Annotated in this window: 22 protein-coding genes; 16 read left to right on the top strand and 6 right to left on the bottom strand. The window is 62.8% G+C overall.

Translation table 11 applies throughout. The features are described 5' to 3' along the window. The first annotated feature begins 70 nt into the window (after positions 1-70). The 4 genes from ACSFCA_RS00110 to ACSFCA_RS00095 are packed head-to-tail and all read left to right on the top strand — an operon-like array spanning position 71 to position 6,059. Positions 71-985 carry an alpha/beta hydrolase gene (locus ACSFCA_RS00110; protein ID WP_435458225.1) on the top strand — a complete coding sequence of 305 codons (915 nt, stop codon included), beginning with the start codon at positions 71-73 and terminating at the stop codon, positions 983-985. Continuing rightward, a complete protein-coding gene (locus ACSFCA_RS00105; protein ID WP_435458224.1) occupies positions 982-2,361 on the top strand; it encodes an SWIM zinc finger family protein in 1,380 nt (459 codons plus the stop codon). Before ACSFCA_RS00110 ends, ACSFCA_RS00105 begins: the two co-directional genes overlap by 4 nt. Continuing rightward, positions 2,358-5,135, top strand: coding sequence for a DUF6493 family protein (locus ACSFCA_RS00100; protein ID WP_435458223.1), 2,778 nt, complete (start codon positions 2,358-2,360; stop codon positions 5,133-5,135). The genes ACSFCA_RS00105 and ACSFCA_RS00100 overlap by 4 nt, the downstream gene beginning before the upstream one ends. A 45-nt stretch (positions 5,136-5,180) precedes the next feature. After that, the gene (locus tag ACSFCA_RS00095; RefSeq protein WP_435458222.1) at positions 5,181-6,059 is read left to right on the top strand and encodes a YbgC/FadM family acyl-CoA thioesterase; all 879 of its coding nucleotides are present in this window, start codon (positions 5,181-5,183) and stop codon (positions 6,057-6,059) included. Between the two features lie 2 nt (positions 6,060-6,061). Here ACSFCA_RS00095 and ACSFCA_RS00090 read toward each other — a convergent pair whose 3' ends face one another. Together ACSFCA_RS00090 and ygfZ are read right to left on the bottom strand one after the other, a co-directional pair. Beyond that, positions 6,062-6,988, bottom strand: a complete 927-nt coding sequence (locus ACSFCA_RS00090) for a hypothetical protein (protein WP_435458221.1) — start codon at positions 6,986-6,988, stop codon at positions 6,062-6,064. Positions 6,989-7,137: 149 nt separating this feature from the next. Continuing rightward, the gene (ygfZ, locus tag ACSFCA_RS00085; protein ID WP_258354676.1) at positions 7,138-8,064 is read right to left on the bottom strand and encodes a CAF17-like 4Fe-4S cluster assembly/insertion protein YgfZ; all 927 of its coding nucleotides are present in this window, start codon (positions 8,062-8,064) and stop codon (positions 7,138-7,140) included. 125 nt (positions 8,065-8,189) lie between these two features. Between ygfZ and mltG the strand changes: the two genes are divergently transcribed. The 7 genes from mltG to ACSFCA_RS00050 all read left to right on the top strand — a co-directional run bounded on the left by mltG (position 8,190) and on the right by ACSFCA_RS00050 (position 13,018). Then, a complete protein-coding gene (gene mltG, locus ACSFCA_RS00080; RefSeq protein ID WP_435458220.1) occupies positions 8,190-9,215 on the top strand; it encodes an endolytic transglycosylase MltG in 1,026 nt (341 codons plus the stop codon). Continuing rightward, the gene (gene tmk / locus ACSFCA_RS00075; RefSeq protein WP_258354678.1) at positions 9,212-9,868 is read left to right on the top strand and encodes a dTMP kinase; all 657 of its coding nucleotides are present in this window, start codon (positions 9,212-9,214) and stop codon (positions 9,866-9,868) included. The genes mltG and tmk overlap by 4 nt, the downstream gene beginning before the upstream one ends. Next, entirely contained in the window at positions 9,865-10,878 is a 1,014-nt protein-coding gene (locus ACSFCA_RS00070; protein WP_093056793.1) for a DNA polymerase III subunit delta', read from the top strand. The genes tmk and ACSFCA_RS00070 overlap by 4 nt, the downstream gene beginning before the upstream one ends. After that, positions 10,875-11,252: a PilZ domain-containing protein gene (locus ACSFCA_RS00065; protein WP_093056792.1), complete on the top strand. Its 378-nt coding sequence runs from the start codon at positions 10,875-10,877 to the stop codon at positions 11,250-11,252. Before ACSFCA_RS00070 ends, ACSFCA_RS00065 begins: the two co-directional genes overlap by 4 nt. A gap of 73 nt (positions 11,253-11,325) precedes the next feature. Next, positions 11,326-12,132, top strand: coding sequence for a TatD family hydrolase (locus ACSFCA_RS00060; RefSeq protein ID WP_258354679.1), 807 nt, complete (start codon positions 11,326-11,328; stop codon positions 12,130-12,132). Then, positions 12,129-12,809, top strand: coding sequence for an ankyrin repeat domain-containing protein (locus ACSFCA_RS00055; RefSeq protein WP_435458219.1), 681 nt, complete (start codon positions 12,129-12,131; stop codon positions 12,807-12,809). Before ACSFCA_RS00060 ends, ACSFCA_RS00055 begins: the two co-directional genes overlap by 4 nt. Beyond that, positions 12,803-13,018, top strand: coding sequence for a DUF4124 domain-containing protein (locus tag ACSFCA_RS00050; protein ID WP_435458218.1), 216 nt, complete (start codon positions 12,803-12,805; stop codon positions 13,016-13,018). Before ACSFCA_RS00055 ends, ACSFCA_RS00050 begins: the two co-directional genes overlap by 7 nt. 208 nt (positions 13,019-13,226) lie before the next feature. Here the strand turns inward: ACSFCA_RS00050 and ACSFCA_RS00045 are convergent, their stop codons facing one another. Both ACSFCA_RS00045 and ACSFCA_RS00040 read right to left on the bottom strand, forming a co-directional pair. Further along, the gene (locus tag ACSFCA_RS00045; protein ID WP_435458217.1) at positions 13,227-13,616 is read right to left on the bottom strand and encodes a DUF2513 domain-containing protein; all 390 of its coding nucleotides are present in this window, start codon (positions 13,614-13,616) and stop codon (positions 13,227-13,229) included. A 32-nt stretch (positions 13,617-13,648) separates the two neighbouring features. Beyond that, positions 13,649-13,903 carry an antitoxin VbhA family protein gene (locus ACSFCA_RS00040; protein ID WP_435458216.1) on the bottom strand — a complete coding sequence of 85 codons (255 nt, stop codon included), beginning with the start codon at positions 13,901-13,903 and terminating at the stop codon, positions 13,649-13,651. Between the two features lie 148 nt (positions 13,904-14,051). Between ACSFCA_RS00040 and ACSFCA_RS00035 the strand changes: the two genes are divergently transcribed. Next, positions 14,052-14,297: a helix-turn-helix domain-containing protein gene (locus ACSFCA_RS00035; protein ID WP_435458215.1), complete on the top strand. Its 246-nt coding sequence runs from the start codon at positions 14,052-14,054 to the stop codon at positions 14,295-14,297. Between the two features lie 187 nt (positions 14,298-14,484). On the opposite strand, the gene ACSFCA_RS00030 is transcribed toward ACSFCA_RS00035, so the two are convergent. Next, a complete protein-coding gene (locus tag ACSFCA_RS00030; protein WP_435458214.1) occupies positions 14,485-15,438 on the bottom strand; it encodes a DUF2971 domain-containing protein in 954 nt (317 codons plus the stop codon). Positions 15,439-15,731: 293 nt separating this feature from the next. After that, entirely contained in the window at positions 15,732-19,499 is a 3,768-nt protein-coding gene (locus tag ACSFCA_RS00025; RefSeq protein WP_435458213.1) for a hypothetical protein, read from the bottom strand. 280 nt (positions 19,500-19,779) lie between these two features. Between ACSFCA_RS00025 and ACSFCA_RS00020 the strand changes: the two genes are divergently transcribed. The 4 genes from ACSFCA_RS00020 to ACSFCA_RS00005 form a co-directional block, all read left to right on the top strand. Then, positions 19,780-20,103, top strand: a complete 324-nt coding sequence (locus ACSFCA_RS00020; RefSeq protein WP_435458648.1) for an ArsR/SmtB family transcription factor — start codon at positions 19,780-19,782, stop codon at positions 20,101-20,103. Positions 20,104-20,114: 11 nt separating this feature from the next. Beyond that, positions 20,115-20,594 carry an ArsI/CadI family heavy metal resistance metalloenzyme gene (locus ACSFCA_RS00015; RefSeq protein ID WP_435458212.1) on the top strand — a complete coding sequence of 160 codons (480 nt, stop codon included), beginning with the start codon at positions 20,115-20,117 and terminating at the stop codon, positions 20,592-20,594. Positions 20,595-20,604: 10 nt separating this feature from the next. Continuing rightward, positions 20,605-21,108, top strand: coding sequence for an arsenic resistance N-acetyltransferase ArsN2 (arsN2, locus tag ACSFCA_RS00010; RefSeq protein ID WP_435458211.1), 504 nt, complete (start codon positions 20,605-20,607; stop codon positions 21,106-21,108). Then, a partial coding sequence (locus ACSFCA_RS00005) for an arsenate reductase/protein-tyrosine-phosphatase family protein (protein WP_475541946.1) occupies positions 21,101-21,241 on the top strand: 141 nt, incomplete at its 3' end. The genes arsN2 and ACSFCA_RS00005, both read left to right, overlap by 8 nt.

The raw sequence follows: 21,241 nt of genomic DNA, 5'->3' as shown, positions 1-21,241 counted from the left end.
CTTGCACACGAAAGAAACCCTTGCCGCTGTCACGCCGGGAACACCTCCCGCCATACGACTTACCCCGAAGATGGCCAGCGTTGTCGAGCGCATGGCGCGCGCCGGCCACCCCACGCTCGATCAGCTCACGCCCGAGGAGGCCAAGGCTTCTTACGAAAAGGGCGCGGGCGTGCTCGAAGTGCCCAAGCCCGAGCTGGCGCGGGTTGAAGACTTCACCATTCCCGCGCGCGATGACTTCGCGATCCCGGCACGGTTGTATGCGCCGTCCACCGATGCGCTGCCCGCGCTGATGTACTTTCATGGCGGCGGCTTCACCGTCGGCAATATCCGCACGCATGACACGCTGTGCCGCGTGCTGAGTGCCAAGAGCGGCTGCGCGGTGGTGTCGGTGGACTACCGCCTCGCGCCCGTGCACAAGTTTCCGACGGCGTCGAACGATGCGTGGGACGCCTTCGCCTTCCTGGCCCACGAGGGTAGACGCGTCGGTGTCGACACGCGGCGCCTGGCGGTGGGCGGCGACAGCGCTGGCGGCACGCTCGCGGCCGTGTGCGCGATCCTGGCGCGCGACGCGGGCCTGCCGCTCGCGCTGCAGATGCTGATCTACCCCGGTATGACAGCCCATCAGGACACGGCCTCGCACCAGCGCCACGTCAACGGCCCGCTGTTGACCAAGGCGATGATCGATTTCTTCTTTGCGCAGTACGTTCGCACGCCCGCTGATCGCGACGACTGGCGCTTTGCACCGCTGCTGGCCGACGACGTCGACGGAGTGGCACCGGCCTGGATCGGCCTGGCTGAATGCGATCCGGTGGTTGATGAGGGTATTGCCTATGCCGACAAGTTGCGCGCCGCGGGCGTGCCGGTCGACCTGGAGATCTACCGGGGCGTGATCCACGAATTCATCAAGATGGGCCGGGCGATACCGGAGGCGCTGCAGGCGCAGGACGATGCGGCCCGGGCACTGCGCGAGGCCTTGCAGCCTTGAGCGCCGTTGCGCACGCCTACCGCTACGCGCATGCTTCGGCCACGGTGACCAAGCCGGCGGGGCCCCGGCTCAGCCTTGCCACATCAAGCCCGCAGACCGACGGCAGCGCGGCGCATCCGCATTTCTTCGAAGGACGTTTGCTGCAGCCCCGGCTGTGCGCTGAATTGCTCAGCGCAGTGCATCTGGTCGTCGGCTCGCGCTTCTTCACACCTGCCAACAGCGTGGCGCGTGCGATTGCGCTGGCCGACCCGGTGGTCACGGCTGGCGGCGAGCTTCTGCGCTTCGAGGGTTTTTCGGCATGCTGCAGTTGCTATGTGCGCGTCGACCTGCTGCCGGAGTCCTATGACGGGCAAGTCGTGGGCAAGGGCACGACCAATGTCGACTTCAATGCCCCGATGCGCGCTGCGCTGGCCCGTTTGCGCGACGCCGATGGGCTGTCGTTGTCAGTCGGCCGAGATGCATTGACGCTGGAGTCGGGTGGCAGCGAAGTGGTCGAGCGCAAGGTAGCGCTGCCCCTTCGCTGGCTGCGCGGCATGGTCGAGGTTCAGTCCTATCTGGCCGGCATGCGGCGTCGCTTCGAGCTCAAGGGGCTGGAGGCGCTGCGCTTCTTTCGAACGCTGCCCAAGGCCTCGACCAGCCGCACGCCACTGTGGGTGGTGCCGTCGCCCAAGGGGCCTTTCACCACGACGCGGCCGCATCCACAAGGCGTGCGCGTGACAGACACAGGCCGGCTGCGCGTGCTCGAAGCATTGCTGCCCAAGGCCCAGAGCCTCGTAGTGCATGCCGACGAAGCACAACAGGCCAGCGCCTGGGTGCTCGGTTTTCCGGGCGCACGGCTTACGCTGGCGCTCAGTGCCGAACCCTGGCGCGGCTTCTCGGGTGAAGGGCAGGCGCTGCGCGCGCTGATGCGCATGGACGACGAGCGTGCAGTGGCGCAGGTGCGTGCGCACCTGAACTGGCAACCGTTGATCGACACGCCGGCGCTGGCCCAGATGCTGGGTGTGGCCGTATCGAGCGTGGACGATAGCCTGCGCATCCTCGGCGCTTCGGGCTTGGTCGGCTTCGATGTGGCCGAAGGCCGCTACTTTCACCGCGTACTGCCCTTCGACCTGTCATCGGTCGAAGACATGCACCCGCGTCTGGCCGATGCGCGCGAGCTGATGGCCCGTGGCGCCGTGAGCATCGCCAAGTCCAGCCCCCTGGAGGCGCAGGTGGCCAGCGGCGGCACGGTGCACAGCGTGCGGGAGATCGACGGTGAATTGCGGTGCACTTGTCCTTGGTACGCCAAGCACCAGGGCGAACGCGGCCCTTGCAAACATGTGTTGGCGGTGGAAGCCACAGCCGCATCCATCGTCCCGACAGAAGGCGCTAGATGAGAAATGAAGAAGAGCTGCCGGTGTTCATGCCGGCCGACGCGCTGGAGCATGCAGTGCACCAGGGCGACTTCGAGGCGACGCTCGCCAGCTTGCAGGCTATGTCGACGGCTGAACGCAAGGCCTGCGCCGAATCGCTCGAGAAGATGGGGCAAATGGCGACCTGCAGCCACTGGCCGGCCAGCCCCTATGCGCGGCAGTGGGGCGGCGAGGCGCAGACGGCGCAATACCGCGCCCTGCAAGCTGCCATCGTCGTGTGCATGGCGCCAAAAGCCTTGCTCGACCACGCCAATCCGCAGGTAGTACTCGACCCGGAGACCGTCGCGGCGCTGTGCACGCAGTTCGGCATCGATGCGGCCGGCTGGCGCGCCGCACTACAGCAAGTGGCTGAAGCGGAACTCCGCGCCTTCGCCTGGCGCATCCTTCCGGTGCAGAACCTGGTGGCTGCGCGGTTGATCGACCGGCCACAAAGCGATGACTACACCATCGGACTGATAGCCCTGCCGCGCGCCTTGCATCGCTCGACCATGGACGAGAGGTTCGACCGTGATCCCGGCCTGTACCAAGCTGTGCTCCGCCTGTTCGATCTGGAGGGAACGAGTGAGCACAACCTGTCGGCGGTCGATAAATACAACCATTCGCCCAAGAACTACTGGTCGTACATCTTCATGGAGGGTGTCGCCAGAGGCGAATTCACTCGCCCCCAGTTGCTCGACAAGACGCTGGGCACGCTGGAGCGCGACTGGCCGCAGTTTCGCGCGGGCTGGTTCTCGCGCTTCCATGAGACGCTGGCGCCCACCGCGGACGAGATGGCGCCCTTTGCTCCGCGCTATCTCGGCCTGTGCCAGAGTCGCATTCCGCCGACAGTCACGCTGGCGCTCGGTGCGTTGAAGACGCTTCACGCGACGGGGCATGTCGACGGCGCATCGCTGTTGGTCGCGGTGCAGCCGGTTTTCTATGCCAGCGTCAAATCGCAGGTTGATGCGGCGCTGAAGCTGGCCGAAGCCGCAGTCAAGCGCGAACCCGCATTGGCGCACGATGCCTCTGCGGTGGCGCTGCACGGGTTGACACACGAAGCGGCCGACTTGCAGAAGAAGCTCATCGAGCGGCTCAAGGCCTGGGGCATGGACGACGCGGCACGCGCAGAACTGGAGGCGCATGCGCAGGGTGTGGCCACCGTCAACAGGCCAGCGCTGCTGGCCCTGCTTGGGAACGTCGGGGCGGAAGCGGCTGTCGACATTTCGGCCGCCGAACAACTGCCGGTAGGGCGTGGACCGCTCGACCCGCTCGATGCGAGCCGGGCGCTCGCACCGATCGTCGATGTGGCCGAACTGGTCGATTGCATCGCCTTTGTGCTGGAGAACCCCAAGGATATCGACGCGCTGGAGCGCGTGCTCGAGGCACTGGTACGCATGGCTCCGCTGCCGCAGCCGCTTCTGAAGCAGTTCGCACCAGTGATGAAGCGTGCGCGCAAGTTGATGCAAAGCGAGGTGCAGAGCCGGCTCGCTTACCTGCTGGCCTTCGTTGTGGGCGGCGAGCGTCTGAAGGAGCATCGCGAGAAGCCAGAGAAACCGGAGGCAGACGAATTCCTGGCGTTGCGGCTGGAAGACCTGATCGACCAAGCCGCGCAGGGCTGGGGTCTGGCTCCCCTGGGGGCGGGCACACATGCGCGCGGCTTCATCGATGCGGCTGTCTTCATCGAGCGCATCGCGGCGTACCAGGCGCGTGGTGTCCAGGCGCCTTCGGGAGAGCAGGTGCGCGGCCTTTTGCGGCTCGCCCCCGCGGGCGATCGCTCGGCGGCGTTGCGCAACCAGGCACGGCAACTGGCCGATGCACCGCTGGTGCGTGCGCTGCGCCACGCGCTTGGTGAAGACGGCATTCCGATCACTGCCAAAACCGATGAAGAGCAGGCGCTTTTCGCTGCGGCTGCTCGCATTCGCCACCCAGGCGGTGACGATCCTCTCGTGCTGGACGCCTTCGGTGACTCCGGACCAGACGGCGCGAACGCCGCCCGCTACGCGTGGTCTGTGGATGCCAGGAGCTCGACCTATGCAGGCAAGACCTACGTGCATCACCACCTGTCGCTGAGCGCGGCGGAGGTGCCCACGAGCACACCGCATGCGCTGATGGCCGTGCGCCGTGCCGGTGTCAATGACACCCATGACGAGGCCCTGCTGCGCTACATGGCCGCAGTGGTGCCGTCCTCTCTTGAATCTTTCTTTGTCGACGGCTGCCGGCAGATCGGCAACAACCTCGACTTGTGGGAGGCGCGATGGCAAGACCGCGCGTACCTGACGCTGCTGCTCGACCCCACGGTACCCCTGACAGCCGCGCAGCCAATGGCCGTGCTGCTGTTGGCGTTGGCGCTGGCCGGCAAGGAGCCCGGCCAGACCGCGCTCGCGGTCGACGCGCTGGTGCAGTCCTTCATTGACGGGCGACTTGAGGTCTCCGCGCTCGGGGCGCAGTTGCGCGCGCTGCTGGCGTCGCCGATTGTCATGGCCAAGCGCTACGCCAAGAGCCTGCAGGCTGCGGTGCGCGCCGATGGGCGGCTGGCCGCACCGATCTTCGACATGCTCTGCGAGATGCTGGCAGCTGATGTCGACAGCCCACCCAAGGATCTGGCCGCGTTGATGGAGCTTCTGCTCGAGATTGCACTGAGTTCGCAACGCACGCTGCCCGCGCCGACGCTGGAAGTTCTGGCCCGCCTGTCTCTGGGCGGCAAAGGGCGCGCGGTACAGAAGAGCCTGCTGGGCTTGCGCGCGGGCACGCCAGCCTGAAGCCTCGCGCCATTCCTACAATTTCAACCCTTTCCGGAGACATGAATGCAACGCAGCGATTTCCGTTTCTTCCACCGCCTGCGCGTGCGCTGGGCCGAAGTCGACATGCAGAAGATCGTCTTCAACGCGCACTACCTGATGTACTTCGACACCGCCGTCGCCGACTACTGGCGCGCGCTGGCGCTGCCGTACGAAGAGGCGATGCACGCGCTCGGCGGCGACCTCTACGTGCGCAAGGCCACGATCGACTTTCGGGCCTCGGCCCGCATGGACGACGTGCTCGACGTGGGCATGCGCTGCACGCGCATCGGCAATTCGTCGATGGTGTTCGAGGGCGGGCTGTTCCGGCAGGACCAGTTCCTGGTGGGCTGCGAGCTGGTCTACGTGTTCGCCGACCCGGCCACGCAGACCTCGAAGCCGGTGCCGGCGCTGCTGCGCGAGGTGCTTACCGGCTATGAAGCCGGCGAGCGCATGAGCACCGTCGAGACGGGCGACTGGGCCACGCTGGGCGAAGGCGCGAGCGCCCTGCGGCGCGCGGTGTTCATCGAGGAACAGAACATTCCCGAAGCGATGGAGTGGGACGAGCACGATGCCGTGGTGCTGCACGCGGTAGCGCGCAACCGCATCGGGCAGGTCATTGCCACGGGCCGGTTGCTGCCGGCCGAGAACGGCGTTTCGCACATCGGACGCATGGCGGTGCATCGCAACCTGCGCAGCGGCGGGCACGGCGCTGCGGTGATGCAGGCGCTCGAAGAAGCCGCCAGGGCGCGCGGCGACAGCGTGGTGGCGCTGAACGCGCAGCGCAGCGCCGAGCGCTTCTATGCGCGGCTGGGCTACGTGCCGCACGGTGATGGCTTCGAGGAGGCCGGCATCCCGCACATCGAGATGCGCCGGTCTCTTCTTTCTTCTTCCTCTTCTCAATAGCTTCAATAGCGGCTGGGCGGGTCCGGCACGTAGCCCGGGTCTGAACCCGGGAACGGCGACGGACCAGCCGGACGCGGCCAGCGCGGCGGAGGCGGCACTGGAATCACGCCTGCAGCAACGAGGTTCTCGCGGCTGTCGTAGCGGATGCGGACCACCTCGTCGGGCGAGGACTGCGCGCGCTCGAAGGTGGTCTTGCCGACGTATGAGGTCTCGCGGCGGCCATGGGCTGTGCCCAGGCTCGGGCTGGGCGCAGACTGGCGGGCCATGCTGCCCGCGGAGGACTCGGCTGCCGGGGCTGCGCTGTCGGCAGAACCGGCCTTGGCGCGCGCATCGCCTTGGTATGACGATGACTCGCTGCGGCGCTCGCGTTCGCCGCCGTACCCACCATATTCGTCGCGGCGCGGGTATGGCGTGATGGGCGACGGGAGCGGCTCGGGCATGCGCTCGCGGAACATCGCGACGCCGATCACGCCCACGTCGTCCGGGCGGCCGGTGCGGCTCGCGTAGGAATTGCCGGCCGCGGCGAATTCGAAGGCCGCGATCTGCGAGTCGCTCTTGCGCCAGCCTGTGATGTCGCTGCGCTCGCTCGCGCTGAACACATAGCCGTTCTGCCCGACGCCCGCGGTTTCGCCGGTGACGACGTTGACGCCGTCCACCGACATCACGGCCATGATGCGTTCGCCCATCGCGTTGCGCGCCCGGATGGCGTAGCGCGAGCCGGGACGGCCGGCAACCCAGTATTCGCCGCGGTGACGGTAGATCGGCAGCTCCGCGCCGGTGCCGCGGTCGACCACGCTGATCTGCATCAGCGAGCCGATGCGGCTGGACGGCGTGGGCAGAGCGTAAGACCGCTCGGGGCTCTGCGCGCAGGCCGAGAACGAGGCCACGGCGCTCAGGGCCAGGGCGGTGGAGAAGAATCTGCGCTTCATGGTGTGTCTTCCTTGCCAGGAGTTGATCGGTGCAGGCTTCTACGGCGCAGCATCGGCGGCAGGGTTAAACAACGCGCAAAAAAATGGCGCTATCTGTTCGATAGCGCCGAGCGCCCCTTTTCTTCAAGGGCGTTTGGGGGGTAAGGGGCTCAGATGTCTTCGAGCAAGGGATAGGGCAGCGGCTCGACGGTGAGCGCTGCGCCATCGGCCGATCCGACGCGCAGACCACCGGCTTCGAGCGCGGCGATCTGCATGGAGATCAGTGCTGACCAGCCGCCATCGGGAGCCGGTGCGGCTTGCGCCACGGTGCCCACAGGCTGCTCGGCATCGCCGGCGGCGAACACTTCCTGCCCGGCGGACACGGGGGCATCGGCCTGCACGAGGTAGGTGCGGCGCTTCAGCGTGCCGCGGAACTGGCTGCGCGCGACCACTTCCTGGCCGGGGTAGCAGCCCTTCTTGAAGTTCACGCCGCCGACCGATTCGTAGTTGATCATCTGCGGCACGAAGGCTTCGATGACCGGCGTGGTAAGCGTCACGATGCCGCTGCGCACTTCGCTCCATTGCCACAGGCTCGCATCGACTGCCGGGCCCACGGGGGCGGCATGGCCAGCCGGCGCGATCCAGAGCGCGCGCGGAACGCCGTCGGCCGGGTACAGCGACACGGCGCTGACTTCGTCGCTAACGGCCGTGCGCTTGCCGGGCAGCGCGGCGGCGTCGAGGCCGTTGCCGGTCAATGCCGTGCCGGCCAGGCCGTACAGCACAAATTGTTCGGTGGCGTCCGTCAGCTTGGCCTTGGCGCGCAGCACGAACATCGACAGGCGCTTGAGCGTGGCGGCCAGGATGTCGCGGCTGCACACCAGCAAGATCAACTCAGGTTGCGGCTTGATGCCGATGAAACTTGCGATCACACGGCCCTTGGCGGTGCACAGCGCGGCCAGGCGGGCGTCTGAGGCGCCGAGCAGCGAGAAGTCTTGTGTCAGCTGGCCATGCAGGAAGCTGGCGGCATCGGGGCCCTCTGCACGGATCACACCAAGGTGGGAGAGGGCGGTCACGCCATTGAGAACGACAGTGGTCATCGCTGAATTATCATGGCCGTGCCTGTTCCTTCGGGTCGGCAGGGGCTCCCGCCCTGCAACCTGCAAGGCCACCGGTTTTTTCATCTCCTCCTCCGGCTTTTTCCCGTCATCCCCACATCGGATCCGTGCGTAGCTTCTTCCTCACGCTTTTCCTGCTCGCCGCCCTGATTGCGCTTGCGCTCGGCGGTGCTGGTCTCTGGTGGGTACACCAGCCGCTCAAGCTGCCGGCGCCCAGCGTCGACTTGTCGGTCGAGCCCGGCACCACGCCGCGCGGCATTGCGCAAGCCGTGGCCGACACGGGCGTCGACGTGCAGCCGCAGCTGCTTTACCTGTGGTTCCGTGTCTCGGGACAAGACCGCCAGATGCGCGCCGGCAGCTACGAGCTGGAGCGCGGTATTACGCCCAAGCTGCTGCTCAACATCCTGGTGCGCGGCGAGGAAGCCACGCGCAGCCTGGTGCTGGTCGAGGGCTGGAACATCCGCCAGGTGCGCGCCGCGCTTGCCAAGGCCGACCAGCTCAAGCCCGACAGCGTGGGCCTGACCGACGAGGCGCTGATGACCAAGCTCGGCAAGCCGGGCCTGCACCCGGAAGGGCGCTTCTTCCCGGACACGTACACCTACTCGAAGGGTTCGACCGACATCGCCCTGCTGCAGCGCGCGATGCGGGCCATGGACAAGAAGCTCGAAGCCGCCTGGGCCGCCCGCGCCTCTGATCTGCCGCTGAAATCGGCCGATGAGGCGCTTATTCTGGCCAGTATTGTCGAAAAGGAGACAGGCAAGGCCAACGACCGCGCGGAAATCGCGGCCGTCTTCACCAACCGCTTGCGCATTGGCATGCCGCTGCAGACCGACCCGACGGTGATCTATGGCATGGGCACGGCCTTCGAAGGCAATCTGCGCAAGAAAGACCTGCAGACCGACACGCCCTGGAACACCTACACCCGCGGCGGGCTGCCGCCCACGCCGATCGCCATGCCCGGCAAGGCCGCGCTGCTCGCGGCGGTGCAGCCGGCGCAAAGCAAGTCGCTGTACTTCGTGTCGCGCGGCGACGGCACCAGCCAGTTCAGCAGCTCGCTCGACGACCACAACCGCGCAGTCAACCAATATCAGCGCGGCGGCGGCAGTCCCAACAAACCGAAGGCGACCCAATGAGTGACAACGGTCTGTTTCTGACGCTGGAAGGCATCGACGGCGCCGGCAAGTCGAGCCATCTCGATGCGCTGGAGGCGCTGTTCAGGGCGCAGGGGCGCGAAGTCGTGCGTACGCGCGAGCCCGGCGGCACGCCGCTGGCCGAGACGCTGCGTGGCCTGATCCTCGAAAAGCCGATGGACCCGCTGACCGAATCGCTGCTGGTGTTCGCGGCGCGTCGCGATCACATCGTGCAGGTCATCGAGCCGGCATTGGCCCGCGGTGACGTGGTGCTGTGCGACCGGTTCACCGATGCGACCTTTGCTTATCAGGGCGCGGGACGTGGCTTCGATGAAGCCGTGCTGTCGACGCTCGAGCAATGGGTGCAGGCGGAGGCGGGCAGGGCGACATTGCTCCAGCCGCACATCACGCTGTGGTTCGACCTTGCGCCCGAGATCGCGGCGCAACGATTGGCCGGTGCCCGCGTGCCCGACAAGTTCGAAGCCCAGCCTGTCGAGTTTTTTCGCCGCGTCGCGCAGGGCTACGCGGCCCGTGTGGCCGCCGATGCGAAGCGCTTCGTACGCATCGACGCCAGCCAGTCCCGCGACCAGGTCTGGCAGCAGGTTGAAACTGCGTTGGTGGCGCGTGGCGTGCTGAGCGGTGGTGTCACTCGATGAGCGCTCCGGCACTGACTCCCTGGCTGCGCCGGCCACTCGCGGAACTGCTGCGCCAGCGCGGTCATGCCTGGCTGCTGCAAGGCCCCTCCGGCATCGGCCAGTACGAACTGGCGCTGGCGCTCGCGTCCGCATGGCTGTGCGAGCAGCCGACGGAGGAGGGCACCGCCTGCGGCCACTGTGCCAGCTGCCATGCCATCGAGGTTCGCACCCACGCTGACCTGTGCGTGCTGATGCCCGAAGTCGCCATGCAGGAACTGAACTGGCCGCTCGACGAGAAGGCACAGGCTGACATCGACGACAAGAAGCGCAAGGCCAGCCGCGAGATCCGCGTCGAGGCGATGCGTGATGCGGTTGGCTTCGCCCAGCGCACCAGCGCACGTGGCCGTGGCAAGGTGGTGCTGGTGTATCCGGCTGAGCGCATGAACACGATCACCGCGAATGCGCTGCTGAAGACGCTCGAGGAGCCGGTCGGCGACGTGCGCTTCGTGCTCGCCAGCGAGGCGGCGTGGCAATTGCTGCCGACCATCCGCAGCCGCTGCCTGGGTTTCACGCTCCCGTGGCCCGAAACAGCCGAGGCCGAAGCCTGGCTGGCCGCGCAAGACGTGCCCGCTGCCGATGCGGCCGCCCTGCTGCGCGCTGCCGGTGGCCGGCCGAGTGACGCCTTGCGGCTTGCGCGCTCGGGCCAGTCGCCCAAGGCATGGGCCTTGCTTCCCAAGGCGATGACGCGCGGCGACGTGGGTGCACTGGCCGATCACGCGCCAGCGCAAGCCGTCGGCGCGCTGCAGAAGCTTTGCCACGACCTGATGGCTGTCGGCAACGGCGCCGAACCCCGGTTTTTCGATGCTGCCGACTTGCCTGCGGCACCGTCCCGGCTGGCGCTGGCGCGCTGGTCGAAGTCGCTTGCAAGCGCCGCGAGAACCGCGGAACACCCGTTCAATGCGGGCCTCATGCTGGAAGCGCTTGTGAGCGAAGCGCGAACCACCCTAAACTCTGCCGCTCGTCGCCCATGAATCAACCCACAGCCCCCGCCGCCAACGCCACGCCCGCCCGGCCGAGCGTCATCCAGCTCGCCATCAAGGAAAAGGGTGCGCTGTACGCGGCCTACATCCCGCTGTTCGCCGAGGGCGGCATCTTCATTCCGACCACGCGCGAATACCGGCTCGGCGACGACGTCTACGTGCTTTTGACACTGCCGGAAGACCCGCAGCGCTATCCGGTGGCTGGCAAGGTCGCCTGGATCACGCCGTCGCGCGCGGCTGGCAACCGGGCACCTGGCGTGGGCATCCGTTTTCCGTCCGACGAAAAGTCGCGCCAACTGAAAGCGCGCATCGAGGCGGCATTGGGTGGCTCGATGGCGTCCGACCGCCCCACGCAAACTATCTGATCGGCTTCCCCCATTGCGACCCGGCAAAGCCGGTGTTCGCGGTATTTCTGGCATGGGCCCGACAATCAGCGCCATGTTTACAGACTCTCACTGCCACCTCACGTTTCCCGAATTCGCGGGCCAGATGCCGCAGATCCGCGCCGCCATGGCCGCTGCGCAGGTCGACCGGGCGCTCTGCATCTGCACCAAGCTCGAAGAGTTCGACGAAGTGCAGGCCCTTGCAGCCAGCTACGACAACTTCTGGGCCAGCGTGGGCGTGCACCCCGACAACGAGGACATCGCCGAACCCAGCGTCGAAGACCTAGTGCGGCTTTCAGCCCGGCCGCGCGTGGTCGCCATCGGCGAGACAGGCCTGGACTACTACCAGATGGAGGAGCGCAAGGGCGGCCGCAGCATTGCCGACATGGAATGGCAGCGCGACCGTTTTCGTGTGCACATCCGCGCCGCACAGCAGACCCGCAAGCCCTTGGTGATCCACACCCGCGAGGCCTCGGCCGACACGGTGGCGATCCTGAAGGAGGAGGGCGAAGACGGCGCTGGCAACGCGGCTGGCGGCGTGTTCCATTGCTTCACCGAAACCGCTGAGGTGGCACGCGCCGCGCTCGACCTGGGTTTCTACATCTCGTTCTCCGGCATCCTGACCTTCAAGAAGGCCCAGGATTTGCGCGATGTGGCCGCTTTCGTACCGCTGGATCGCATGCTGATCGAGACGGACAGCCCTTATCTCGCGCCGGTGCCGTACCGGGGCAAAACCAACAATCCGTCGTATGTGCCATTCGTGGCGCAACAGATCGCCGAGCTGCGAAAAATGCCCGTAGAGGCCATCGCCAAGGCGACGAGCGACAACTTCGAAACATTGTTCAGGGACGTCAAATCATGAAAAACTACATTAAGAAATCAATCTATCTTATTGTCATTGCTGCATCTTTTGCAGCACATGCAGGCTCGTTCGAAGATTTCTTCCGGGCCGTGCGCGGCGACAACGCCAGCAGCGTGCGCAGCCTACTGCAGCGCGGGTTCGATCCGAACACGCGTGACGAACACGGCCAGACCGGCTTGCTGATCGCACTGCGCGAGCCGTCGCCGAAAGTCATCCAAGTGCTGATCGAGTCGCCGCAGACCAACGTGGACCTGGCCAACGCCAAGGATGAAACCCCGTTGATGCTGGCCGCGATCAAGGGCCAGCAGGACCTGGTCACGCAACTGCTGAAGCGCGACGCTGCGGTCAACAAGACGGGCTGGACGCCACTGCATTACGCAGCCACCAGCGGCCAGCTGACCATCATGAAGGTGCTACTCGACAACTACGCGTTCATCGACGCGCAATCGCCCAATGGCACCACGCCGCTGATGATGGCTGCGATGTACGGTTCGAGCGAAGCGGTGAAGCTGCTGCTGGCCGAGGGCGCCGATACGACGATGAAGAACCAACTGGGCATGACGGCCGTCGACTTCGCGAACAAGGTGAACCGGTCGGATACCGCGGCGATGATCACCGCGGCTGCAGCGGCACGGGCCAATGCGCCCAAGGCGATACCCAAGGACGGCAAATGGTGAGGCAGGCAGGCGCCTCGTTGGCGTTCGGCTTGACGATGATGGGCTTTGCATCCGGCGCGATGGCACAGCACGCGATCTACAAGTGCGTTCAGGGCGGCAAGGTCGTTTACTCGAATGAGCCGTGTCTGGATGCAAAGAAGATCGAGATCAAGCAGACGAAGGGTGTGAATTACGAAGGCAGAGGCTCTGGGGGTGCGCCGAAGCGCTGAGTGTTCTGAAATAAAGTAGGAACCAGCGGTCGCTGTTGCGATTGCCCAGATGCCGCCGTTTTTTCGCCATGTTTCGCTGGGAAAGACGTATCGTTCAGCGTGACGACACCCAGCTCTCAAGCCGTTCATATAGGCAATGGCGTTGCCAAATGGATTCACCAGGCAACGTTGCTCTATTTCTTCGGTCGCCGTTGTGCAGATGAAACGCTCAGGCGAGCGGACGGCGATCTACCTGTCTGGATTTCCGGGCTGCGCGTTTTAGCAAGCGCAGCCCTTGAGCTTGGATCAGTTCAAAGGGCAGGGCGCCGACTTCTTCTGCACAGCCGCGGATCCTGGCCCAAATTTCTTCGGACCGAATCGCGTCTAGGAATTCATGCCCGCTCCAGGTCAGACCAAACACATGGACCCTTGCAATCCGACCCGAGTCCACCACTTCAGGTTCGAAATCCACGAGGCCAGCCTGCGCTAAAAGAAGGAGCTGGTACCGAATCAGAATTCGATCGCAGCCATCGATGTGAAGGTCCAAGCTCGCCTTGTGTTCTGGTCGATGCTCAAGAGCAAAGAGAATCTGCCGAATCACATGCATATCGCGTTTCATGGGCGCTTCACCGACACCGCGAGCCCGTCGCGCTAGAACACCTCTTTGCCCACTGGAAATGTTCGCATCACCTCACCACCGTGGAGTTCTGGGTCAAACTTCTCGAGCAAAGAGTCTAGGCGCCGCGCCCGAGTCACGCTCGCGGCCAAGGCCTCTTCGTGAGTGATCTGTCCCGCGACGACGGCCTCGCAGTCTGAAAGAAATTCAGCTTTTGGCTTATGACCGGCGAGCCGTGTGTTCGCAAGAGCCTGCTGCATCGCGTACTGGCGTTGAGCCTTGGTGGACATGGTGCGCTCCTATACAGAATCTGGCGTTGGCCGAACACATGTTGATCTCGTGCGATGGGTTTTGACCACCAGTCGCCACGCTTGGCATTTTATGAAATGTGGAAGATCATCCGTGGTGTGATTGGCATCATATGGCAACCATCGCTGGATGCCAATTTCATCACCTCGGCACGCGCAGAATCCCGCGCTGGTTGCTCTTGGTGCTGCGATTCGAAGTGCCCGGCTCGAGCGGGGAATTTCCCAGGAAGAACTTGCGCATCGAAGCTCCATTGATCGCTCCTACATGAGCAGCATTGAGCGTGGAAGTCAGAACCCTGGCATTGTCTCGATCTTGCGCATTGCAGGCGCCCTGGAATTGACGGCAGCGGAACTCTTTACGAAAGCTCTGCTGTAGGCGTGCTTGACTCTGCGCTGAGTGGCCTGCGGCTCGCTACTAGAGCTCGTCTAGGTGGTCGAATATCGACCTTGAACGTGTTTCTCAAGGCTCGTAGACGCATAACCGTACGGGCAAGCAGTTGCGGTAGCCGCAACAGAATTGCATATGTGGCACCGGCAAATCGAACTACACACTGCCCTTCGTATCAGCCTGAGCTAGGCGGGCTAATGAAGTTGATCCGGAAGTGTTCGAGATCGACCTGAGCCTGCTCTAGAACGATGTGTTCGGTCGTCGGGTCAACCTTCAAACCCCTGAGAGCACTGATCACCGCCGGCGAGGCGCGCGCACCGGCTACCACTCGACGGACGGCGGACTTGGGCAAGGGCCACAGCCAGACCGGATGAGGGATGACCAACGGGCCGTGATGTGCTGCGGGGCTATAGCTGAGTGGCATGAACATTCGCCACTCTTGCTCGTAAGACCAGCATGTCCCCTTTGTTAGAAAGACATCGAAGCTCATGGCCGTCAGCACGATTGCGGGCCGCTGATCCGCATAAATCACCTGCCGAAGATGCCCGTACTCGGCGGCGAACTGAGCAGTCTCGGCCGCATCGGCATTGACATGCGCGGGAGGCGTGGTCGAGGTGAAAAATGGATCGCTCGTATCGAACTCGACGAGAAAGCCAGTGTGACTCTCTGAATAGTGCGCCCACATCAGCAGGTTGTCGGGGTTCTCCGTCAGGCACAAGACACCGATGCCAGCGTTGGCCATTTCGGTAACCCCTGCAGCCATCTGTGGGTATGCCACGCTCCGAACACGCTCGAGTTCCTCCAGAACTTCTGCCGCCTTGAACCGGCGTCGACTGGCCAGAAAAGCGTCGCGTGGAACTCTGCTCCGAAACCCGGGCTGCTGAAGGCCATAGGCCTCCAGCATACGCTGCTCCCAGACGTCGCCGGCTTGAGCCGCTTCTTCCTCTGGCGTCCCCCACGAGCGCACATGTGGGCTGAATTCGAACGGGTCATTCAAGGCTGCGGGCTGGCTGAATCGAACCATCCAATTGGCAAAAAGGCGGGTTCCCCCTGACCCAAAGTACTTGAACAGGCGCGTCGGAGGCACTGCCACCGTCTGCGACTTCGCAAACTTAGTTTTATCAGTCATGAGCGTCCTTGGCGGAAGATCCGATGCGCCAGACCCGGCCCCTCGAGGCCTATTTCTAGAACAGTCCGGACGGCTCGGCTCGGTGGTCCCAACTCTAGATGATCAGCGCGCGGCGCTCCGCCCGGTTTCTGCGATTTACGGCATGTCATTGGAAATGGACGTACGAACAAGAAAGAGGAGGGCAGACTTCCGCTCGAGCAAACCCACGAGGTGAACGAACTCCCCGGGATGCATGGCATGCTCCGACCAACTCGCTATGACGGCGCGGTCAGTGAGCACCAAGCGTTCCATGTCTAGTGTCTCAGCGCATCCTTTTGCGCCTGGATATCCGCTCTTTCTGCGTGGTGGTCCCAGCTCTCTGCCAGCTTGAACAACATCGCAGATGTCCTTGGAAATGCAGGAGCCGCCGCGGCCCAGGCGCGAGCCTGGTCTGCTAGCACGCGTTCTTGGACGCCCCCCTCGCCAATCGCCCTCGTGTGCACCCCGCGGAGATTGAACCTCTCGACCAGAATCCCATCCTCCACCGCCTCCGATTGGAGATGCTCTATGAGTATCCGCACGGAAGTGTGGGGCCAGCACTGGTCATTAGGATCGGCAGGTGCATGCGCGAGGAGGTGACCGATATATAGATCTGCAATTTCTGCACGGTCATCATTCGCCGACAGCACGCGCACGTCGTCGCACCATTTTCGAAGCTCATCGGCATCGACCCGATCGTCTTGCTGACCGGGTAACGTTCGAAGTCCCGAGAGAAGGTCGTAAGCCGCAGTAGCGAAGCGCTGCTGCTCGGGTGAGAGTTCAGGAGTCTCCCCACTAGAGGCCTTAAAGACCTTGCAGAGAATAGCCACGTAGGTCGCAGGATCACGAAGAAGAAGCTTATGCAGCGACAGTGGCGTTTTGCGATGGTGAAGCAATGGAAGGTACGCGAATTCCCTTGCGGCAACTTTTTCCAATGCCGCATCCGATCGACCTTCGAGAGAATCAAACGCCTTCTCAATGTAGTAGGACGTCATCGTCGAATCGGCGCCGTCGGATGCGTTGATCTCTGCGACCGCTGCGTCAAGCAATTTAAGCAGTAACTCGGTGGGCATGTCATTCAATCGACGCTGAGCAGCACGAATTGCTGCCATTGGTCGATCGGATCGTAGGTACTTCTCCGCAGCAAATACGAGATCTTCTATGGCCCCCTCGACAAAGAATGAGTGCTTTACTTTCCAATAGAAGTCCTCAACCTTATCTCCAAAGCTTTGAGCCAAGTTCCAAGTGCTTCGCTCATCTCTGGTCATCATTAGCAAGTTTGCGATGGCCTCTGGCTCTAGTGCATGTCTGTCGACGAGATGTCGAAGCCGTTTCACCCATTCCTCTCCGAAGCGTTGGATGCCATCAGCTGTCAGCGCAGTTGCCAGTGCGATGGAGTTCGCGCCAGACGTCAACGCTGCGTTGACGATTTGCTCCACATCGTCGACAGGCAATTCAAGATGCCTCAGGGTTTCCAAAACCAAATGTGGCTGTTTTACCTGCGAGATGAATGCGATGAGGCCAGTTATCCCCCCCTCCGAAAGTACGGTGGTCACGGCCTGCAATCGGGCTCGAAGGGCCCCGTCCAACGTTGAATTTGGAGTCTCCGCATCAGGCTCAATATCGGGCATGTAGTCATCGAACAACCACGCATGAGCGTGTGAGGCTTTGGAGGGCTGGTATTTCGTCGCCATCGCTTCCATCCGAAGCAAGGCGTCTCCTTTGATCGCCCAGTCGGCACTGCCGTACTTCCGATGCCTCTTGCTCTCTTTCAGGAGGGCATCCCATACTGCGAGACCATCTTCCGATTCTGCTGACGACAGAAACTCCTCGATTCGATCAAGAGTACGCGAAAGATCGCTGAGTTGAAATTGGCCCATAGCCTCAATCAAAACAATAAGCCTTGCTGCATCTGAATGCGCATGCTCTAGAGCCATGTCGATGATGGTTCCTTGCGCCTCCCAAACTACGTTGTATGTAAGAGTTTCGACGTTCGATGCACCTGCTTCGCGAAACCTCGATACCGAGGTGATGCTCGTGTGGTCGTGATGCCTTGGGAGGAGCTTGACGAGCAAAGGCCATGCAATGGATGGTGCTATGACTACAACGTGCTTTAGCGCACCCATCCGTTGCTTCAAATTCGCGTTGGTGTTCGGAGACCAAGGCAAGAAAATCGATCGGAGGCTGCTGAGGGGACTATTCCCCTTGGAGACACCGGGGTCGATTGCGGCTAGACGAGCAAGGCAGGTCGCCACTCGCATGAGAAGTACTGGGTCCCAAGCCAAAACCTCTAGGGCCCAAAGAAGGCCGATGTGTGGGCTCCTCGGCGCGAGGAAACTCTCATCTTGTGAAAATATGGGGAGAATTGCCGAGGAGTCGCCCTCGAGCAACTGCTCGAGGGCTTCAAGGAAAGGGTCAGGAGCGGCCTCCGCTAACAGCGCTAGATTCTCGTCAAGGCTAGCGAGCAATCGATAGTCGGAGGAGAGCCCGGGCAGCGTTCGAACAATCTTGTCGACGAAGTTTTGCGGCGTCGTTCCTGGGATGCTCAAGTGAGCTTGATCATGAAGCGTTGCAATATGCAGCAGCGTGGTCATCATTCCCTCTCTGAGCCAGTTGCTGTGCGAGTCATCACGCGCGGCCGATAGCTTGAAGACATCGTGAGGGTTGGGAGGCGGAATAATCCTGCCAAATACCTTGATGGCAGCTGCCTCGAACCTTTGCAGATGTTCGGCACCAATGAGATGGCCGAGGTGCATAAAGGCATCGACCGACGAACGCATCTTCCACACGTCCTCGACCCTATCGATGGGCGGATCTTTAAGCACAACCAACGGTCGCAATGGCCCTTCGATTTGCTCATAGCTCGTTTTTCCGCCGAGCTCACACATGACAGCCATATCGCTTGGCGTTGATGCGCTCCAGCCGCCTGCGAGCAGCGCAGGCATGACGGCCTCCGCGGCTGGCAACCATTCGGCAAGTTCAACTGGGCCATTGGGAATTTGACGGGCGAGCACCGTGAGGCTGCGTCCACAAGCTCGTGCTCGTTGATACCCTTCGGATTCAGAGTGGCCCATCGCCATTAACGCTTTTCCTAGTGCCGCGCTGCTTGGACGCACGAGTCGCTCATGCTTGTGGAGTTGAAGTATTTCGTCCGCACCGGCACTAAACACGGTGAGCCCGTGGCGAGAGAGAAATGCGGCTTGGTTGCGGGCCTGGCGTCTTGGCAGATAGATGAGATCCGATTTTCGAGCCAGAAGATGCGCTGCTTCTTCGCTGTCGATGATGATCGTCCTTGCCTCCAGGAATGCGCGAACCGCGGGCTCCGAAGTCCTGATTGCAGCAACGACGAATGCGATTACTTCATCGGGAGAATCCGCAGCAAATGACAACGCATTGCCGCCGGCAGTGAGGTTTCTCAACAAGCTCTGCACTTGAGCTTCCCGACCGCAAAGGAGGACCTCCTCAACTAGCCCTCCTTCGAATCGAGCAGAGAACTTCTCCCAAAACTCATCTGTACTAAACGCCCCTGAGGGTGGAAAGGCACTTATTCCGCTTTTCGCGTGGAAGGAGGAAACCGCCGGATGGGCGTCCAACCAACTTTCCAGTACAGGCCCATCATGAAACTCAACTTCTTTCCAGAGATTCAGGTCTCGCTTTTCTTTCAGCCAATCTTCACGTTTTTTCCTCTTCCAACGATCCCACGTCCGGGGCGTTGCGAACACAAATGTTGTCTGCATGCGTTGCGCATGCTCGATCTCTTTTGTTCGCTTTTCGAAGTCTTGATTCGCCTTGGTGACGACATCATCAGTCACGCCAAACTCCCAGATGGAGTGTCCATCCGGGACGAAAGGCGGAGCGCCGCCACTCGCTTGGAGGATGCCGTCGAACCCTCGCACTTGCCCCTTGTCTCCCATTGGGAATCGCATCGAGGTGATTTTCGGTGCAGACGCCCAAATCAAATCCGCAATGAGGCCCGGAAATGCTGATCTTGCGGGCAGGGTGGCGGCCCATTGCTCCAACTGCGTTGCCGTAATCCACTTCATCCTGAGGTCCTCCATCTGGTTTTGGCATTGTCACGGGCAGGGTACTCAAGATCACAAGAAGCGAAGGGCTTTTTCCAGTGAGACGCGGAGGAGGGCATTGCAACCAACCACTCGCTACGCGCTCGACCGACATAGCGGCTGGTGGGCCGGCTTAGAGGTAGAACATACCGCTGCTGTTTGTTCGGCTCGCACCGGCCTGGCCGGAGTCTCGGCCGGCGACCTTGTCGTAGCTTGCGTCAAGTCGGTTGCATTTATTCTATTATTCAATAATAATGGAAGTATGGAAGAGAAAACTGTCATTCAAGCCTTAGCCGCGCTGGCTCAGCCTGTGCGTCTTCAGGTTTTCCGCGCATTGGTCGTCGCTGGCCGTACCGGACTCACGCCCGGTGTGCTCGTCGAGCAGCTTGGCGTGCCCGCGACCAGCCTCTCGTTCCACCTCAAAGAGTTGATGCACGCCAATCTGGTCAGCCAGGAGCGTGACGGTCGAAACCTGATCTATCGCGCGGTGTTCGAGCAGATGAATGCGCTGCTCGGCTACCTCACGGAGAACTGCTGTCAGGGCGAGGCATGTCTCGTCGACAGCTCCACTGCTTGCGAATGCTGAAGGAGAAACACATGAAGCGCTTCCATGTCCATCTGCACGTCGACGACCTCGCCAAGAGCATCGCCTTCTACTCCAACCTGTTTGCGTCACCGCCGGCACGTGTTGAGGCCGACTATGCGAAATGGATGCTCGAGGATCCACGCGTCAACTTCGCAATCTCCACGGTCGGGCAGGGCAGGGGCATCGACCATCTCGGCATTCAGGCTGAGGACGAAGCAGAACTGGCCGAGCTGAAGGCTCGCGGCCAGGCTGCTGACCGAACCCTGCTCGACGAGGGAGAGACAGTGTGCTGCTACGCGCGCAGCGAGAAGCACTGGGTCACCGATCCGCAGGGGATTGCGTGGGAGCACTTTCAGACCTTGGACGGCACCGTGCCGGTCTACGGTCAGTCCAAGCCCGTCGCCAAGGCCGAGTCCGCCTGCTGCACGCCCGTTGCTGCCCGAGGCATTCCGGTCAACGTGTCCGTCAAGAGCACGGGCGGCTGCTGCTGAGGGCTGCTCCATGCCCCAAGAACCATCCGAATCACTGGTCAGATTGCTGTTCGTCCGCGCAGAGGCTGCGTCTCTGCCGCCCGTGCGATCCCTTCTTCGGGACGCCGGCCTTCCTGAATCCGACCTTCGGGAAGAGCACATGGAGGCCTTCTTCGTGAGCCGCGCCGGCGACGAAGGGATTCTTGCCTGTGTCGGTCTGGAACGCTTCGGCGACACCGCGTTGCTCCGCTCCCTTGCGGTTCGCGCCGATGCACGTGGCAATGGTGTGGGCGACCAGGCCCTGCAGACCATGGAGGCCTTCGCCGCGTCGAAAGGCGTGAATCGCCTCTGCATCCTGACCACCACGGCAGAGCCATTCTTCGAGGCCCGAGGCTTTGAGCGCTGCGACCGCACGGCGCTACCGGCATCAGTGCAGGCGAGCAGCGAATTTAGGAGCCTGTGCCCGGCCTCGGCTGTCTGCATGTTCAAAGAGATCAACCCCACTTCCTCCACCGAGAAACATCGTCATGGCTGAGAAAACCTACAACGTGCTGTTCATCTGCACGGGCAACTCTGCGCGCTCCATCCTGGCCGAGGGCCTGCTCAACTACTTGGGCAAAGGGCGATTCAAGGCCTACTCCGCTGGCAGCCACCCTGCTGGCAAGGTC

Source organism: Variovorax multivorans (assembly GCF_051216835.1).
Classification (GTDB): domain Bacteria; phylum Pseudomonadota; class Gammaproteobacteria; order Burkholderiales; family Burkholderiaceae_C; genus Variovorax.
Note: the sequence above shows the minus strand (reverse complement) of the source record. Positions and strands in the feature narration are given on the sequence as shown.

Coding starts and splice junctions, on each gene's coding strand:
- ACSFCA_RS00090 (WP_435458221.1), bottom strand. CDS start 6,988: ATGAAGCGCAGATTCTTCTCCACCGCCCTGGCCCTGAGCGCCGTGGCC.
- ACSFCA_RS00015 (WP_435458212.1), top strand. CDS start 20,115: ATGAAGCGCTTCCATGTCCATCTGCACGTCGACGACCTCGCCAAGAGC.
- ACSFCA_RS00020 (WP_435458648.1), top strand. CDS start 19,780: ATGGAAGAGAAAACTGTCATTCAAGCCTTAGCCGCGCTGGCTCAGCCT.
- ACSFCA_RS00040 (WP_435458216.1), bottom strand. CDS start 13,903: ATGTCCACCAAGGCTCAACGCCAGTACGCGATGCAGCAGGCTCTTGCG.
- ACSFCA_RS00065 (WP_093056792.1), top strand. CDS start 10,875: ATGAATCAACCCACAGCCCCCGCCGCCAACGCCACGCCCGCCCGGCCG.
- ACSFCA_RS00025 (WP_435458213.1), bottom strand. CDS start 19,499: ATGAAGTGGATTACGGCAACGCAGTTGGAGCAATGGGCCGCCACCCTG.
- tmk (WP_258354678.1), top strand. CDS start 9,212: ATGAGTGACAACGGTCTGTTTCTGACGCTGGAAGGCATCGACGGCGCC.
- ACSFCA_RS00070 (WP_093056793.1), top strand. CDS start 9,865: ATGAGCGCTCCGGCACTGACTCCCTGGCTGCGCCGGCCACTCGCGGAA.
- ACSFCA_RS00045 (WP_435458217.1), bottom strand. CDS start 13,616: ATGAAACGCGATATGCATGTGATTCGGCAGATTCTCTTTGCTCTTGAG.
- ACSFCA_RS00030 (WP_435458214.1), bottom strand. CDS start 15,438: ATGACTGATAAAACTAAGTTTGCGAAGTCGCAGACGGTGGCAGTGCCT.
- ACSFCA_RS00110 (WP_435458225.1), top strand. CDS start 71: ATGGCCAGCGTTGTCGAGCGCATGGCGCGCGCCGGCCACCCCACGCTC.
- ACSFCA_RS00055 (WP_435458219.1), top strand. CDS start 12,129: ATGAAAAACTACATTAAGAAATCAATCTATCTTATTGTCATTGCTGCA.
- arsN2 (WP_435458211.1), top strand. CDS start 20,605: ATGCCCCAAGAACCATCCGAATCACTGGTCAGATTGCTGTTCGTCCGC.
- ACSFCA_RS00050 (WP_435458218.1), top strand. CDS start 12,803: ATGGTGAGGCAGGCAGGCGCCTCGTTGGCGTTCGGCTTGACGATGATG.
- ACSFCA_RS00035 (WP_435458215.1), top strand. CDS start 14,052: ATGCCAATTTCATCACCTCGGCACGCGCAGAATCCCGCGCTGGTTGCT.
- ACSFCA_RS00100 (WP_435458223.1), top strand. CDS start 2,358: ATGAGAAATGAAGAAGAGCTGCCGGTGTTCATGCCGGCCGACGCGCTG.
- ygfZ (WP_258354676.1), bottom strand. CDS start 8,064: ATGACCACTGTCGTTCTCAATGGCGTGACCGCCCTCTCCCACCTTGGT.
- ACSFCA_RS00060 (WP_258354679.1), top strand. CDS start 11,326: ATGTTTACAGACTCTCACTGCCACCTCACGTTTCCCGAATTCGCGGGC.
- ACSFCA_RS00095 (WP_435458222.1), top strand. CDS start 5,181: ATGCAACGCAGCGATTTCCGTTTCTTCCACCGCCTGCGCGTGCGCTGG.